The 13,424-nt window shown below is 75.5% G+C and carries 10 protein-coding genes and 1 pseudogene; 3 read left to right on the top strand and 8 right to left on the bottom strand.

The annotated features are described in order from the left end of the window. Positions 1 to 116 precede the first annotated feature (116 nt). The 3 genes from ACIRQF_RS02155 to ACIRQF_RS02165 form a co-directional block, all read right to left on the bottom strand. A complete protein-coding gene (locus ACIRQF_RS02155) occupies positions 117 to 1,343 on the bottom strand; it encodes a chitosanase (RefSeq protein WP_404088075.1) in 1,227 nt (408 codons plus the stop codon). Between the two features lie 1,149 nt (positions 1,344 to 2,492). Further along, positions 2,493 to 3,875 (bottom strand): carbohydrate-binding protein, encoded by a 1,383-nt coding sequence (locus ACIRQF_RS02160; RefSeq protein ID WP_404088077.1) that lies wholly within the window; start codon positions 3,873 to 3,875, stop codon positions 2,493 to 2,495. Positions 3,876 to 3,965: 90 nt separating this feature from the next. Continuing rightward, a complete protein-coding gene (locus ACIRQF_RS02165; protein WP_404088079.1) occupies positions 3,966 to 4,898 on the bottom strand; it encodes a LysR family transcriptional regulator in 933 nt (310 codons plus the stop codon). A 188-nt stretch (positions 4,899 to 5,086) separates the two neighbouring features. Between ACIRQF_RS02165 and ACIRQF_RS02170 the strand changes: the two genes are divergently transcribed. After that, complete coding sequence (locus tag ACIRQF_RS02170) at positions 5,087 to 5,992, top strand: arginase family protein (RefSeq protein WP_404088081.1); 906 nt, start codon at positions 5,087 to 5,089, stop codon at positions 5,990 to 5,992. Between the two features lie 234 nt (positions 5,993 to 6,226). On the opposite strand, the gene rpmG is transcribed toward ACIRQF_RS02170, so the two are convergent. Then, positions 6,227 to 6,391 carry a 50S ribosomal protein L33 gene (gene rpmG, locus ACIRQF_RS02175; RefSeq protein ID WP_376627882.1) on the bottom strand — a complete coding sequence of 55 codons (165 nt, stop codon included), beginning with the start codon at positions 6,389 to 6,391 and terminating at the stop codon, positions 6,227 to 6,229. Between the two features lie 447 nt (positions 6,392 to 6,838). Between rpmG and ACIRQF_RS02180 the strand changes: the two genes are divergently transcribed. Next, entirely contained in the window at positions 6,839 to 8,095 is a 1,257-nt protein-coding gene (locus ACIRQF_RS02180) for an MFS transporter (RefSeq protein WP_404088083.1), read from the top strand. Here ACIRQF_RS02180 and ACIRQF_RS02185 read toward each other — a convergent pair. Then, complete coding sequence (locus tag ACIRQF_RS02185; protein WP_404088085.1) at positions 8,040 to 9,086, bottom strand: CU044_5270 family protein; 1,047 nt, start codon at positions 9,084 to 9,086, stop codon at positions 8,040 to 8,042. The two genes, ACIRQF_RS02180 and ACIRQF_RS02185, sit on opposite strands and share 56 nt — an antisense overlap. Beyond that, positions 9,083 to 10,030 (bottom strand): RNA polymerase sigma factor, encoded by a 948-nt coding sequence (locus ACIRQF_RS02190; protein ID WP_404088087.1) that lies wholly within the window; start codon positions 10,028 to 10,030, stop codon positions 9,083 to 9,085. The genes ACIRQF_RS02185 and ACIRQF_RS02190 overlap by 4 nt, the downstream gene beginning before the upstream one ends. Before the next feature lie 132 nt (positions 10,031 to 10,162). Here ACIRQF_RS02190 and ACIRQF_RS02195 point away from each other — a divergent pair, with 132 nt between their 5' ends. Then, a complete protein-coding gene (locus tag ACIRQF_RS02195; RefSeq protein WP_404088089.1) occupies positions 10,163 to 11,743 on the top strand; it encodes a serine protease in 1,581 nt (526 codons plus the stop codon). A 315-nt stretch (positions 11,744 to 12,058) separates the two neighbouring features. Here the strand turns inward: ACIRQF_RS02195 and ACIRQF_RS02200 are convergent. Both ACIRQF_RS02200 and ACIRQF_RS02205 read right to left on the bottom strand, forming a co-directional pair. Next, positions 12,059 to 12,937 (bottom strand): annotated as a pseudogene (locus ACIRQF_RS02200) (sigma-70 family RNA polymerase sigma factor); the annotation flags it as partial. 65 nt (positions 12,938 to 13,002) lie between these two features. Further along, positions 13,003 to 13,413: a DUF4440 domain-containing protein gene (locus ACIRQF_RS02205; protein WP_404088091.1), complete on the bottom strand. Its 411-nt coding sequence runs from the start codon at positions 13,411 to 13,413 to the stop codon at positions 13,003 to 13,005. Positions 13,414 to 13,424 lie beyond the last annotated feature (11 nt).

Consider the following 13,424-nt stretch of genomic DNA (forward strand, 5'->3'; position numbering starts at 1 on the left):
GGGCGTCGGCGCGGTGCGGGCGCGCGCCCGGCGGGGCTCGCTGGGGGCGGGGGCGGCGGCCCGTCCGGCGCCCCGCCGCCGGCGCCCCGCCCCCCCCCCGCCGCCGGTGGCCCGTGTCAGCCGGTGATGGAGAACGCCTCTCCGTAGACGCTCCAGTAGAGCGGGGTGTTGAGGTCGAAGTTGTTCTCGTTGAGGAAGCGGCGCTGGGCGGTGCTCACGCGCGTGGTGTCGCTGTGGGCCTCCTCCTTGCGCATCTCCTCCTCGCGCGCGTCGAGGAAGGCGTTGAGGTACGCCTTCTCGTCACCGCCACGGGACGGCGGGAGGGCCCGGGAGAGGGCGACCTGGCGGATGGAGCGGAAGCCGTCCTCGCCGTGCATCACGGCGGAGTCGTAGTACGCGAACTGGCCGAGCGCGCGCAGGCCGTCGGCCTTGGCCTGGGAGAGCGCGGGGTTGAAGTAGACCCGGTCGCGCTCCTCCTCCTGGGTCTGCTGGAAGACCGTGTCCTGGGCGGCCTGGCGCCAGGCGTTGGTGAAGCCCGGGTCGAGACCCTGGTGGGAGTCGGTTCCGTTCACCCTGCGCAGGGCGGGCAGGTAGGACGCGAGCGGGTTTCCGGGCTTCTTGGCGGTGTACCGCTCGACGAGGTCGAGCATGTCGCCGGTTCCGGAACAGAAGCCGATGATGCCGGCGGTGTAGCCGCGGCCGTCGTCGATGTCCTCGATGTAGGCGAACTGGGCGCGCCAGTCGAGGGAGGAGTTCTCGAAGGAGGACACCAGTTTCATGGCGACCTCCTTCTTGGCGGGGTCGTCGAGGTTCTTTCCGGTCGACGGCGGGGTGGTCGAGCCGCTGCCGTACGCCTCGACCTCCCAGAGCGAGTAGCCGTACGGGGTGCCGCGCTGGGTGCCGAAGACGCGCAGGTAGCGGCCGGTGCCGTCGACGGTGAGGTCGTCGGTGCCGCCGTCGCCCGAGGTGGTGGCGTAGAGCTGGCGCCAGGTGGAACCGTCGTCGGAGACCTCGACGCGGTAGGACTTCGCGTAGGCGGCCTCCCACTTGAGGACGACGCGCTTGACGGCGGTGCCCGCGCCGAGATCGACCCGTATCCACTGGTTGTCGACGCCTTCGGCGCTGGCCCAGCGGGTGGTGGTCGAGCCGTCGACGGCCTTGGCGCCGGTGAGGGTGCTCGTCTCCGTCGTGGAGGTGGTGACGGGCCGGCCCTGGGCGAGGTTGCCGGCTGCCGCGGCGGCGGGCGTCAGGCCGGACAGGGCCGGGAGGAGGAGACCGGTGGCGGCCGCGGCGACGAGGGCCGCCGTGCGGTGACGCCGAAGCGCGTTGATGGTGGGGGGCATGTCACTCCACTTCCTGGAAGAGACTAATAGGAAAGCTTCCTAACTTTCGCTGGGGGCGAGAGTAGGGGCCACTCAGGAGGCGCGCAAGAGGGCGCACAACAAAGGGAGTTGACCCGTGTCCGGAACAGCCCGGGGAACCGGCGCTCGCGCGCCGAGGCCGAACGGGTGCCGCGCGCCGAGGCCGAACGGCTGCCGCGCGCCCGAACGGCGGCGGGGAGTCGCACGGCTGCTGGCGGCTTCTCCGACCGCCGCCCATGAGGGACCCCTGGCCGAAAACTGCTGATCAGGTCCGCCGGAGGGAAGGTAAGCCCGGGGCGGGCCGCCAGGGCGGTCCTGCGATCCGAGGGGGCCGGGTGAAGCGGTCCTCATGAACACCGTCGGCCCGATCGAGCACTCGCGCCCCTCACCGGCCCCGCCCTGCGCTGCTGCGCGCAGCCCGGGCGCTGATCGCCTCCGGTGGCAGCCGGCCGTGAGCGCGTCGGCGATCCCGCGCGTGGGCATGCCGAACGGACCGTCGCTGCTGCTGCGGCCCTGGGCGTACGAGGACATCGACCCACTCGTACGGCACCACCGGGATCCACTGATGCGGCCGTGGCCGGCGACCGGTCCGGGCGGTACCGAGAGGTGGCGGAGCGGCTCCGGGGCCGGCGGGACGGCACGCGCGGCGGGTTCGCGGGGGCCGAGGAGGACTCGGCGGGGCCGGGCGAGTCCGTCGGGCACGGGGCGTTCACGGCCGGGGCGGACGCCGTGCGCGCCGGCTACCGGACGGCGCCGGCCGCCCGGGGCCGCCGGATCGCGTCCCGCACCCTCGCGTCGGCCGCCGCCTGGGGCTCCGTGGCGCCGGAGCCCGGTTGCGGGAGCCGCGGGCTCGAACTGGTCCACGCCCCGGGCGACGAGGCCTCCTGCCGGGCCTCCTGCCGGGCCTCCTGCCGGGCGGCCCTGGTCGTGTCTTCCGGGCCGAGCGCACGCGCGCGGCGCACTTCCCGACGAGCCCGCGGCCGATGCACCTGTGGTCGCCGCGAGACGCGGGCTGAACGGCGATCCGTGCCGACGACCGGAAGGAGCAGGCGATCGGGCACAGCGGGCGGCAGAGCGGGCGAGCGGCGGAGCGGGCCGCGCCGGGTGGCGCGGCCCGCCGGGACCGTGCGATCAGACGCGCTGCCAGAGCGCCGGGACGTTCGGCGGCTCCCAGCCCGCCTGCGCCTGGTGACCCTGGAGGCAGCGGTAGCTCGCGCCGCCGTAGGTGACGGTGGCACCGGCGGCGTAGACCGTGCCCGCCTTCCAGGTGCCGCCCGGCTCGGGCTCGCCGGGGCCGGGGCCAGGGCCCGGGCCCGGGTCGGAGCCGGTGGTCTTCAGCGTCAGCCCGTAGTTCCGGAGGATCGGGTTGAGCGGCTGGAAGAAGGTCGTACCGCCGCTGGAGCAGTTGCCGGAGCCGCCCGACGTGACGCCCTGGGCCTGGCTCCCGGAGATGTACGAGCCGCCCGAGTCACCCGGCTCGGCGCAGACCGTCGTCCGGGTCACGCCGGAGACGGTGCCCTCCTGGTAGGTGACGCTGGTGTCGTGCTGCTGGATGGTGCCGCAGTGCCAGCCGGTGGTCGAGCCGGAGCGGCACACGGACGCCCCGACGGGCTGCAGGACGGAGCCGGTCACCTGCACGTTCCCGCCACCGGCGCCCTTGACGTAGGGAGTGGCGGTCCAGTTCGCGCCGGCGGCCACCCAGGCCATGTCGTTGCCGGGGAAGACCGAGGCCTGGAAGCTGCCCTGGGCGACCTGGTTGAAGCCGGTCGTCGTGGTGCCCGCCCGGCCGCAGTGGCCGGCGGTGGCGAAGCCCTGGGTGGTGCCGCGGGTCACCGGGAAGCCGACCGAACAGCGGCCGCCGCCCATGTAGTACGCGTCGCCGCCGCGGATGTCGTACAAGGGCCGGGGCGCCTCGGCGGTGCGGACGACGTCGACCAGGCCCTGCGGCACACCCGCCGCGGCGAGCAGCCGTGCGGCCGCGCCGGGGCGGGCCTCCTCGACGACGAGGCGGTTGGCGCGGACGTCGACGAAGCGGACGGGCGTGTCGACGGTGGCGCCCTGGTCGAGGGCCTCCTTGGCGCGTTCCAGGGCGGTCAGGCCGTGGGTGACCAGGCGGCCGCGGGCGCCCGCAGCCCGTATGACGGGCAGGTCGGCGGAACGGGTGGTGGCCACGGTGAGCGTCGCCGACTCGGGGCCGTCCACCCAGGCGCCGGCGAACGCGTCGCCGAGGCCCTGGCGGACGCGGGCGGCGGTGGCGCCCGCCTCGGCCTCGTTGGCGAGGCGACGCAGGGCCTGGGGGCGGGTGAGCCCCAGGTCCCGCTCCAGGGCCCGGAGCAGCTCGGGGCGGGCCTCGGCGGCACCGAGCGCTTCGGCGGCGCTTCCGGTCGCGGCCGTGGTGCCCGCACGGGCGTCGGCGGCCTGAACCGGGGTGGCGGGTACGGCCTGCAGGCCGGCCAGCGCCAGTCCGGCGGCGGCCAGCACGGTGCCGGCCGCACGGGCGGATCGTCGGAGCATGGGGGTCTCCTCGGTTTCGTGGGGGAACTGCCGAAACCGTAGGAATCCCTTGGCTCGAAAGGGAGTTGTCAGTCGGCCCCTGGCATCGTGTTATGGCCCGCCGGGGCAGGCGGTACGGGCCGCACTGCGGTCCAGGGCGTCGGCGTGCGCGCCTCGGGCGTGCGCGAGGACGGACGGGGCCCGGCCCGCCGCGCGGCCCTCCGGGTGCCAGCCGAGGAGGTGCCGCCAGATCAGCGGGGTGCCGACGAGGGGGCGGGTGACCAGACCGGAAGTCGCGGGGAAGGTGGCCCGGCACAGTCCGACGGCCCGGCCCACCTGCACGAGGTGGACGCAGGAGGCGGTGTCGGTCTCGTACACGCAGGTGGGGGTGAATCCGGCACGGACGCAGGCGGCGGCGAAGCAGTCGCCGAAGCAGCCGTCGCCGGGCACGTCGGTCCAGGCCTCGCCGGCCAGCTCGGAGAGCGCGACCTCGGCGCGGGACGCGAGAGGATGGCCGACGGCGAGCATCACGTGGACGGGGTCACGGGCCACCTCGGTCCAGGCGAGCCGCCCCGCCTCGGGCGGGCTGCTCTCGCCGCAGACACCGACCAGCGCGAAGTCCAGCCGGCCGGCGACGACGCCACCGGCGAGCTCCCGCTCCGACCAGGAGGTGTACGTGGTGACCCGCGTGCCCGGCCCGGCCCGGGCCAGCCGGTCCACGAGCCCGCCGAACAGCGGCCCGTGGGTGCCGCCGAGCCGGTGGCCCGTGGCTCCCTCGCGGGCGAAGCGCACCGCCTCCTCCTGGAGCTCGCACACGGCGGGCAGTACGACTCGCGCCCGGTCCAGGACCAGGTCGCCGAGCGGGGTGGCCCGCACACCGTCCCGCCCCCGCACGAACAGCGCGCCACCCAGGGCCCGTTCGATGCGTTTGAGCTGGGCGCTGAGGGCGGGCTGGGCCAGGCCGAGCGAGGTGGCGGCCCGGGTGAGGCTGCCGGCGTCCGCGATGGCCCGGATCGTCTTGAGGTGCCTCAACTCCAAGTCCATGAGGAGAGCTTGACGCCCTCCCGCCCATAGGTCCAGACCAGAAGTTCGCGGTGCGCCCTGTGCGCGCGGGAGACCGGGCACAGCCGGAACGGACCGTCGCCGCGCGGCAGCGCTCCAGCCCTCACCTACGCCGGCGCCGGGCCCCAAGTCCGTTGCGGTCGCCCATCCGTACCACGAGGATGGCCGGCATGCGGAACATCGTGGTCATCGACGCCCCTTCCAACCTCGGCCTGCGCCCACCCGCCCCGGGCACCGTGCCCGGCTGCTACAAGCTGGCCGGAGCGCTGCGCGAGAACGGGATCGTGCGACGGCTGGGGGCATCGGAGGGCGGGGTCGTCGTGCCGCCCCGGTACGACCGCGGCGACTGGCAGGAGGGTGACGGGGTGTTCCACGCGTCCGCCCTCGCGGCGTACACCGTCCGGCTCGCCGACCGGATCGAACGCCACGTCTCGGCAGGGGACTTCGCGCTCGTTCTCGGCGGCGACTGCTCCATCCAGCTGGGCGCCGCGCTCGCCCTGCGCCGGCTCGGCCGCTACGGCCTCGCGTCCGTCGACGCCTCCCCCGACTTCCGCAACCCGGGCAACTCCGACCGGATCGGTGCCGCCGGAGGCGAGGAGCTGGCCCTGGCGACCGGTCGTGGCCAGAACGACCTCACCGACCTGGAAGGCCTTCGCCCCTATCTCCGGGACGAGGACGTCCGCGCCTTCGGCACCCGTGACGCCTACGCGGACGACCCCGAGGTCGTCCAGCTGCGGGAGCTGAAGATCCCCGTCGTGACCGTCTCCGAGCTGCGTGCCTGGGGTCCGGGCGAGCTCGGCGGCGCCACCGCCGTGAGCCTGGAGACCCCGGCCCTGGACGGCTTCTGGGTGCATCTGGACGCCGATGTGCTCGATCCCGCCGTGATGCCGGCGGTCGACAGCCCCGACCCGGACGGACTGCTGCCGGACGAGCTGATCGCGCTGCTCCGGCCGCTCGTCCGCTCGCCGCGCTGCGTCGGGCTCAACGTCACCATCTACGATCCCGACCTCGACCCCGAGGGCACGGCCGGGGCCCTGCTCACCGACCTCGTCGTCACGGCCCTCGCCGACGTCTGACGGCAGGCCTCGCCGAGGTCTGACGGCGGCCGTCGCCGACGTCCGACGGTGGCCGTCGCCGGCGGGAGCGGGAGGGCGTGGTGGGCAGTGCGGGAGGGCGTGGCGGGGAGTGCGGGAGGGCGTGGCGGGGAGTGCGGGAGCTGCGCTCCCCCACGCGCCCGCGACCCCGGCCACCCGCGCCGTGAGGCGGGGCGGCCGGGGTCGCGGGCGGACCTGGCGGGCCGACCCCACGGGTCAGCGTTCCTCGCGGAACTCGACGTGGGCGCCGACGACGGGGTCGTACTTGCGCAGGACCATGCGGTCGGGGTCGTTCTGGCGGTTCTTGCGGGTCACGTAGGTGACGCCGGTGCCGGCGGTGGACCTCAGGGTGACCACGGGGCGCTGGGTGGTACGGGACATGGTGCTCCTTCCGGCCTCGGTCCGAGATCGTTTGTCTCGGCCATGTCAGCCTCGCTGCGTGTAACAGTGGACCTCGCCGTCACATTCCCTCCCGTTCCGGCCCTTCCGGGACCACTCCCCCAGCAGGTGCCCGGCCCGCTCGCACCCCCGCACCACCGGCCCCGACCAGCCGACAGGGTGCCGGGCGAGCAACACCTCACGGCCGGCTACCACCTGACCTTCGGGGACGACGTCGTACGGGCCGGTCACCGTCAGGGGCTTCTTTCCGGAGGGCTCGCCCAGCACCTACATGACCCTGGACATGACCGTGTGGCGCAACGCCTCGCCGTCGGGTCCAGGTGGCTGACGGGCACTCATCAAGGGCTCTCCGCAAACCTCTTGCTGTTGCGAGTAATATGCAACAAGCTTGAGGGGTCCTTACGTGCGCCCAGGATGCGGAGACCCCTCATGCCCTCACTAGTGCCGGACACCGGACCGCAGCGCGTCATCGCCGCCTCCAATCTGGTGAACACGATGGGCAGCGGGCTCTATCTGACCGCCGGGGTCCTGTACTTCACCCAGGCGATGCACCTCCCGGCGGCGCAGGTGGGACTCGGGCTCGGCGCCGCCGGGCTCGTGTCCCTCGTCGTGGGGATCACCGCCGGACATCTCGCGGACCGGCACGAGGCGCGCGGCGTGTACGCGGTCACGCTCGTGGTGCGCGCGGCGGCGACCGGAGGGTTCCTGCTGGCGGACCGGCTGTGGGTGTTCCTCCTGACGGTCTGCGCGGCCACGGCCGCGCAGGCCGCCGGTCTCGCCGCGCGCAGCCCGATCATCCGGCGCCACGGCGGTGAGCGCCCTCAGGAGTTCCGGGCGTACCTCCGCGCCGTCACCAACGTCGGCATCTCGCTGGGCGCGCTGGGTGCGGGCTGGACGGTGCAGGCCGGCACCCTCACGGCGTACCAGCTGCTGGTCGTCGGCAACACGGTCGCCTTCGCCGCCTCGGCGGCCCTCCTCGTCCTGCTGCCACCCGTGCCCCCCGTGCCCGACGTCGGCGGGCCACGCTGGATCGCGCTCCGGGACCGCCCCTATCTGCTGCTCACCGCGGTCGACGGCGTCATGTCGATCCAGTTCAAGGTGCTGACCGTGGCGATCCCGCTGTGGCTGGTGCAGGCGACGAGCGCGCCGCGCGGGCTCATCGCGGGCACCATGCTGGTCAACACCGCCCTGGTGATCGTGCTGCAGGTGCGGGTCGGCCGCGGCATCGACTCCCCCGCCGCCGGGGCACGGGCGTACCGGTGGGCGGGCCTGGCCTTCCTGGTGTCCTGTGCGCTCGTCCCGCTCGCGGCCGGAACGCCCGCCTGGGCGGCCGTGACGCTCCTCCTCACGGCGGTGGTGGTGCACACGATCGGTGAACTGTGGCACGCCGCCGCCGGTTTCGAACTCTCCTTCGCGCTCGCGCCGGAGCACGCGACGGGGCAGTACCTCGGCGTGTTCGGCCTCGGCGCGGGACTCGCCGAGGGCTTCGGCCCGGCCCTGCTCATCGCGCTCTGCATCGGCTGGGGCCGCCCCGGCTGGTACGTCACCGGGGCGCTGTTCGCCCTCACCGGGCTCGCCGCCCCGCTCGCCGTCCGCCGGGCGCGGCGGGCGCACCCGGCGTCCGGCACGCTCACGGTCGCGGCGTCGTCGAGACCGCCGGCGGGTGTTCCCCGGGCCGGTTCGTGACCGCTCTCGCGAGCACGGCCGAACTGCCCAGGACCGTACCGGCCGGACCCGCGGCCGTGGCGCGCGTCAGCACGGTGCGCTCGCCGAGGAACGCCGAGGTGGACCGGTCGAAGACCCACTGGGTCTGCTCACCGCCCGCCGCCCGGGCCACGGCCACGCCCTCGCGCCCCGCCTCGTCCTTCGCGGACTCCAGGACCGTGGTCCCGGGGATCCGCGCCGCGGCCTCGTAGAGCGCGGCGGTCACGCTCGGCGGCGCCCACGTCTCCGCGAGGAGCGTGCCGATGGCGGTGAACGCCCTCTGGTGCGGGTCCCCGCCGGCCGGGGGCCGCGTCTGGGCGTAGACGAGCCGCAGCAGGGCCTCGGGGTCGGTGGGCAGCGCGGAGACGTACGCGTGCGTCGGTCGCGCGATCGACGGTGCCCCGGGGCCGAGGACACCGGGCTCGGGCGTGGCCCCGCGGTGCGCCAGCCGCTCCACGGGACCGCTGACGTCGAGCGGCGTGTCCGGCGCCCCGGTCTCGCGCAGGAGCCCTTGCCGGGTGCCGTCGGCGGACAGCCACACCTGCCGGCGCTGCGCCGCCGCGGGCGGGCTCGCGGGGCCGCCGTCCGCCCTGCGTCCGGCGTACGCCACCAGGCTCTCGATGTAGACGAACTGCTCGGGTCGCACCGCCGTCCGCGGCGTGGCGGCCGCCGCGAGCGCCGCGCGGCCCAGCACGTGACCGGCGTCCGGCGCGGCGACGACGTCCGCCCGCGGAGCGGGCGGCGCCGGGGACCCGCCGGCGAGCACGACGAGTACGAGGCCGGCGGCGACGGCACCGCCCACGGCGGGCACCGCGAACCGCGGGACGCGCCGACGCGGCCGGGCCCCAGCGGTGCTCAACACCTCGCGGCGCAGCGCCAGACGCCGCTCCGGACTCAGGTCAGGAACCTCGGGGGGCGGCAACAGGTCGGCGAGTTCGGCGCGGAGGCGGGCGTCATCGGCGGGGGACTTCACAGTGGGCTCTCCGTGGCGGGTCGGCGGGCAGAGGCGGGGGTGGGGTGGGGGCGACTGACCGGACGGGGGGTGAGGGTGGGGGTGACTGCCGGGACGGGGGTGGGGCTGGGGGGCGCGTTCGCGGGGACCGGCGCGGGGCGGCTGCCCACGACGGCGGCGGGGCCGACGGGGACGGACGCGCGGCCCCCGGCGGGTTCGGCGGCGGGCGCGTGGGCCGCCGCAGCCGTGGCGGGCGCGGACGCGCGACCCTCGGGGCCCGCTGCGGCGGCCCCGGGCGCGGCGCGCGCGGGCAAAGCGCGGCCTTCCGGGTTCTTCGAGTGGCCGACCGTGCTGGAGTGCGAGGCGCCCGTGGAGTCGGAGCCGCCTCCCCGAGGAAGTCCGGGGGCTCCCCGCGTGCCCGTGCGGTGCCTCGCGCGGAGCTCCGCCTCCGCCAAGGTCCGCAGCCGGTCCCTCGCCCGGGACAGTCGGGAGCGGACCGTGCCGACGGGGATGTCGAGGGCCTCCGCGGCCGCCGCGTAGTCGAGACCGGCCCAGACCACCAGGGCGAAGACCTCGCGGTCGCGGCGGCGCAGGCGCGTGAGGGCGGCGCGGGCCGCGTGGAGCCGTTCGGCGTCGGACAGCCGGGTGACCACGTCGTCGGTGAAGTCGGGGAGCACACCGCGGTCGGCCAGCCGGGCGAAGGCCGTGTCGCGGCGGCGGGTCTCACGCGCCTGGCCACGCAGGATGTTGGTCGTGATGCCGAGCAGCCAGGGCCGCAGGCTGCCGCCGTCGGGGAGCAGGCGGCCGCGGCAGCGCCAGGCCTCCAGGAACGCGGCCGACACCACGTCCTCGGCGGCGGCCCGGTCGCCGCACACCCGCAGCGCATACCGGTGGAGGACCTGCGCGTGCTCGTCGTACGCCTCGCCGAGCGCCGCGGGGTCCCCCGCACGGAAACGATCTCTCATAGCTGGTTCCACACTGGGTACTGGCCGCCGGTTCGAGCGGGTTCCCGTGACGCCCGCCACACTCACCGACCGGCGCGGCCGCTGTGGCGCAGGTCACGGGAACGGGGCCGGCCGGACCGACCAGTGCAGGTCATGAACGATCACCCGACCAAGCGGCGGACCGTACTGCGCGGGTTCGCCGTCGCCGCCGCCGGCGCCTGCCTGTCCACGACCGCCACCGCCACCGCCACCGCCACGACCGCCGCCGCGCGGGGCGCGGAGACGTACGCACTGAGGCTCGTCCACCTCGGGCGCGACGGCGCGCCGACCGCCGCACACGTCACTCATCTCACCGGCCTCTCGGGCGCGCTCGCCGGGACCACGCTGACGCCGGAGGATCCGTCCGGCACCGTCACCGTCCGGGTGCCCAGGGGCCGTTACCTGCTGGACAGCGCCATCGACGGCAAGGACTGGATCGTCCAGCCGCGCCTGGACGTGGACAGTGACACGACCGTCGTGCTCGACGCGCGCACCACCGCTCCGGTCGACGTGCGGCCGCCGGACGCGAACGCCACGTTCTCGCACGGGGGTTCCTTCGTCGAGGTCACCTACCAAGGGGCCACGGCCCTGGCGAACCTGGTGCGCTCCACGCCGGAGCTCAGGGTCGCGCACCTCGGTCCCGCCGCGGAGCCGGGGTCCGTCCGGTCCTGGGTCGACACCTACTGGGAGGGGGCACGGGGCCGGTACGTCCTCGGGTACACCTTCTCGTCCGACCGCGCACCGACCGGTCTCGTACGGCGTCCCGCACCGGGGGACCTCGCCACGCTCGTCGTGCGCGCCGCCGCGCCCGCCTCCGGCCCGGGGTACGGGTTCGTCGACCTGGCCCCGTCTCCCGGCCCGACCCCCGCGCTCGCCCTGGCGGTGCCCGTGCCGGGTGCCGTGACCTTCTTCGTCACGCCCGAGCGCGGCACCTGGGACGTCACGTACAGCGCGCCGTCGGAGCCGGAGACGGTCGCGGCCAACCGCTACCTGGCCCTGGGCATCGCGCTCCGGGCGGGCACCACCGCCGTCCACACCTTCGACGGCCCGGTCTTCGGGCCGGCCCTGGACCCGTCCCCCAGCGCCCCGCCGCCGGGCCTGCGCGACGGCAACTCGCTCGACCTCGCCCTGCCGCTGCTCGCCGACGGCGACGGGCATGTGCCGTCCGCGCCGCTCCACCTCGGCGCCACGACCACGCTGCACCGCGACGGCGTGCTCGTCGGCACCCGGCGCGGCACGCCGGGGCACGCCTCGTTCACGGTGCCCGCCGGGCGCGCCTCCTACCGGCTGTCGACCACGGCGATCCGGCCCGTCGGGCAGGTCACGGCCACCTGGACCTTCGTCTCGGCCGCGACCAGGTCCCCGACGGAACTCCCTCTCGGCATCGTCCGGTTCGCCCCCGAGCTCGGCCCGGACGGCACCGTCCCGCCGCTGCGCACGACACGGGTGGGGGTGTCGGTGCAGGGCGCCGCGGAGCGGTCGGGAGTCAGGTCGCTCGCGGTGTCCGTGTCCACGGACCGGGGCGCCACCTGGGTCCCGGCCCGGGTGACGGACGGGGCCTTCGCGCTCACGGCCCCGGGCCCGGGGCGGACGGTGTCCCTGCGCGCCGAGCTCACCGACGTGTTCGGCAACACCCTGACGCAGACCCATGTCGACGCGTTCGGCACGGGGGCCGGAACGCCCGGGGTCCGCTGACCCTTCCCGTGACGCGGGTGGAGCAGGTCGCGGACCTGCTCCACCCGCGTCTCACCGGGTCGGGTCCGGTGCGCCGTCCTCCGTGTCGCGCTCCGGTGCGCCGTCGTTCGCGTCGGGCTCGGCTTCGCCGTGCTGCACGTCGGGGTCCGCTGCACCGCCGTTCGGGCCGGGCCCGGGTGCGCCGTCCTCCGCGTCGGGCTCCGATGCGCCGTCGTTCGCGTCGGGCTCGGCTTCGCCGTACTCCGCGTCGGGGTCCGGGTCGACCAGGCGCTTTGGGTCCGGCTCGACCCGGCCGTCCGGGTCCGGCTCCGGCGCCGCGATCTCCATCGCACGGAGCCGGTCCGGCTCCGCGACGACGTCGATCGCGGTGATCAGTCCGTCGGTCACGGCGAAGCCGAGCACCACGCGGAGGCGGCCCTGCGCCGCCATCGCCAGGCCGAACGTGCCGTCGACGAGCGCCACGCCGGTGAAGCGGGCTCGGCCCACGGCCGCCATGGCCCCCTGCGCCACGGCGCGGCCGCCGGAGACGACGATCGGTTCGGGCGTCGGGACGACCATCCGGTCGGCGTGGAGGACGACGTCCGGGTGGAGCAGGGCCACCAGGGCCTCGAAGTCGCCGCCCCGGGTCGCGGCGAGGAAGGCCTCGACCACGCTCCGGCGGCGGACCGCGTCGACCTCGGCGGGGACCGGGGTGCCGCCCCTGACCCGGCGGCGGGCGCGGCTCGCCAGCTGTCGTACGGCGGCCGGCGTGCGCTCCAGCATGGGCGCGATGTCCTCGAAGGGGACGGAGAACATGTCGTGGAGGACGAAGGCGAGGCGTTCGGCGGGCCCCAGGGTGTCGAGCACGACGAGCAGGGCGACGCCGACGGAGTCGGCCATCATGGCCTCCTCCTCGGGGTCACGCCCGGGCAGATCGGCGTCGGGCTCGCGCAGCCGGTCCTCCAGTGAGTCCTCCCGGCGCCGGTCGCGCGACCTCAGCATGTTCAGGCAGACGCGGGACACGACGGTGGTGAGCCAGCCGCCGGGGTTCTCCACGCCGGCGATCCCGGCGCTGTTCGCGCGCAGCCACGCCTCCTGGAGGGCGTCGTCGGCCTCGGCTAGCGAGCCGAGCATGCGGTAGGCCACGGCCCGCAGCTGCCCCCGGTCCCGCTCGAACAGCTCGGTCAGCACGCCGCCGTCACCCGTCGTGATCATGTCCTGGCCACTCCCCCGGTTGTCCCACCTGCGTGAACGCCTCATGAAAGCACGCCTGTTCAGCCCTACGGGACGGGGGTGGCCTGGTGGTGGTAGAGCCGCCAGCGGGCCCCGGCGCCGGGCTCGTTCCCGGCCCCGGCAGCGCGCCAGATCGAGCTGCGGCGCGCCCGGCGCCCGTCGAGGACGGTCTCGTAGGTGAGGTGGACGAGGCCGGGGGCGAGGAGGACGCCGCGCATGCCGGAGGGCTCGTAGCGCGGGCCGTCCTCGGCGCCGCCGTCCATCCCGGGCAGGGCGGCGAGCATCTCCTCGTACGTCCAGCGCCGCCCCGAGGCGCCGACCTCGACGAACTCGGGGTCGAGGAGGTCGCGGGCCTCGGCCGCCGAGACGCGGACGGCGGGGTCCATGAGGCGGAGTTCGCCGTCCATGGCGGCGGCGATCGGGTCGTGTTCCCCGGCGTTCCCGGTGCTGTCGATCATGGACGCATCCT

This window comes from Streptomyces sp. NPDC101191, from assembly GCF_044767915.1.
In the GTDB taxonomy this organism is placed as follows: domain Bacteria; phylum Actinomycetota; class Actinomycetes; order Streptomycetales; family Streptomycetaceae; genus Streptomyces.